This is a genomic window from Nocardia sp. NPDC059764, from assembly GCF_042732555.1.
Classification (GTDB): Bacteria; Actinomycetota; Actinomycetes; order Mycobacteriales; family Mycobacteriaceae; genus Nocardia.
Genome location: NZ_JBHWHH010000345.1, coordinates 1 through 2045, shown reverse-complemented (window position 1 = coordinate 2045; position 2045 = coordinate 1). Strand labels below are relative to the sequence as shown.

Genomic DNA, 2045 nt, shown 5'->3' with positions numbered 1-2045 from the left:
CCCGTACCGGACGCGGCCATGCCGACCTGGGAAAACAGTGAGGCTGGGGATAACCTCCAGCCTGTGGATCAGTCGGGAAGCCGCAGGTCGGTCTTCTCCAGCTCTTCGATATTCACGTCTTTGAAGGTGATCACGCGAACGTGCTTCACGAAGCGGGCGGGCCGGTACATGTCCCACACCCATGCATCCGACATCCGAACCTCGAAGTACACCTCGCCATCGGCGTTCTGCGGACGCAGTTCGACGGAATTGGCGAGGTAGAAGCGACGCTCGGTCTCCACCACGTACGAGAATTGCCCGACGATGTCCTTGTACTCGCGGTACAGGGATAGCTCCATCTCGGTTTCGTACTTCTCGAGGTCCTCGGCGCTCATCGGGTGGAACGTCCTCCTTGTCGCCCAACTGGGTGTAGAGACATCATCCCGCATACGCCGTGTCGGTAGCCACTCGGCCGGTCTCCCGGACGTTTCGCCACGATCGACGGTGCTCGGGCGTGATGCCGAGACGGGTCAGCGCCTCATTGTGCTCGGGGGTGTTGTAGCCCTTGTGGGCCGCGAAACCGTAGCCCGGATACTCGCGGTCCATCTCGACCATCATGCGGTCGCGGGTCACCTTGGCCAGCACGCTGGCGGCGGCGATGCAGGCCGCGGACGCGTCGCCGCCGATCACCGGCAGCGAGGGCACCGGAATGCCCGGCACCCGGAACCCGTCGGTGAGCACGTAGCCGGGCACCGGATCGAGTCCGGCCACCGCCCGCCGCATGCCCTCGATATTGGCCACGTGGATGCCGATGGCGTCGATCTCCCAGGCCGGGATCACCACCACCGACCAGGCCAGCGCGATCCGCTTGATGATCGGGAACAGCTGCTCACGGGTGTTCTCGGTGAGCTTCTTGGAATCGTCGAGACCGGCCAGCGAGGTGTAGGCCTTGGGCGGTAGCAGGCAGGAGGCGACGACCAGCGGTCCGGCCGAGCAACCGCGCCCGGCCTCGTCCACGCCCGCGACCGGGCCCAGTCCGCTGCGGATCAGCGCGGCCTCGAGCGTGCGTAGCCCGCCCGCCTGCCGCATCACCACGCGCGGCGGCCAGTCGCCGCGGTCGATCCGCTGAATCTTCTTGCCGCCGCGCTCCTTCCGGCGCGCGCCGGCGGCTCCGCCTGCCATCTTCCCCACCGGTCGATTATCTCGCGATTCTCAGTTCGTCTGCGGGTTCTCGGCCCGGACCGGACCGATACGGCTGGGCGGCCAGATCTTGAACACGGCCTTGCCGCGCACATCGTCGACCGGGACGGTGCCGTTCAGCTCGTCGCGCATGTGATAGCGGGAGTCGGCGGATTCGGCGCGGTTGTCGCCCATCACCCACAGGTTGCCCTCGGGCACCTTGACCTCGGGGAACGCGCGGCCGCCGGCATTGAACTGGATGTCGGGGTTCTGCGCGTTGAACGGGTTGTTGTGCAGCACGTACGGCTCGTCGAGCGGCTTCCACTCCGAACCGGGGGCGCTGTCCTTGACCAGGATCCGGCCCTGCGCGTCACAGCATTTGACCGACTGGCCGCCCGTCGCGATGACCCGCTTGACCAGGTCGTTCTCGTCCGGCGGCACCAGGCCGAAGAAGGACAGGAAGTTCTGGACGCCGCGGACCGCGGTGTTCGACGAGCGGATCGACTTGTAGTGCCGGTTCCAGTCGTCGGTCGGGCCGACGAAGACCACCACGTCGCCCGGCTCCGGGTCGCCGAAGTAGTAGCTCAGCTTCTGCACGTAGATGCGGTCACCGGTGCAGCCCGCGCACCCGTGCAGGGTGGGTTCCATGGACTGCGACGGGATCACGTACGGCCGGCCGATGAAGGTCACCAGCAGCGCCACGATCAACGCCGCGAATCCGATCAGGATGGGCAGCTCTTGCCAGAACGGGCGCTGCTTCTTCTTCGGCTTCGGCTGCAGGGGTTCGGGCGTCTGGGACCCACCGTCATCGCCCGACCCGGACTTCGTCACCGACTCGCTCTCGTCTGCCACCGGAACAGAGTAGCCCGGGAAAGCGAAGAAACAAT

3 protein-coding genes are annotated in these 2045 nt (G+C 66.5%); all 3 read right to left on the bottom strand.

What is annotated here, in order from left to right; all coding sequences use genetic code 11:
* Positions 1-68: 68 nt before the first annotated feature.
* From ACFV4K_RS35550 to lepB, 3 genes are read right to left on the bottom strand one after another with little or no spacing between them, the layout of a single operon-like run.
* Positions 69-374, bottom strand: coding sequence for a DUF2469 domain-containing protein (locus tag ACFV4K_RS35550; RefSeq protein WP_040859817.1), 306 nt, complete (start codon positions 372-374; stop codon positions 69-71).
* Positions 375-417: 43 nt separating this feature from the next.
* Positions 418-1161: a ribonuclease HII gene (locus ACFV4K_RS35545; RefSeq protein WP_379280674.1), complete on the bottom strand. Its 744-nt coding sequence runs from the start codon at positions 1159-1161 to the stop codon at positions 418-420.
* Positions 1162-1191: 30 nt separating this feature from the next.
* Entirely contained in the window at positions 1192-2010 is an 819-nt protein-coding gene (lepB, locus tag ACFV4K_RS35540) for a signal peptidase I (RefSeq protein WP_379280673.1), read from the bottom strand.
* Positions 2011-2045 lie beyond the last annotated feature (35 nt).

What these genes read in the sequence shown, in the direction of transcription:
- ACFV4K_RS35550 (WP_040859817.1), bottom strand. Translation starts at nt 374, where the DNA reads ATGAGCGCCGAGGACCTCGAGAAGTACGAAACCGAGATGGAGCTATCC.
- ACFV4K_RS35545 (WP_379280674.1), bottom strand. Translation starts at nt 1,161, where the DNA reads ATGGCAGGCGGAGCCGCCGGCGCGCGCCGGAAGGAGCGCGGCGGCAAG.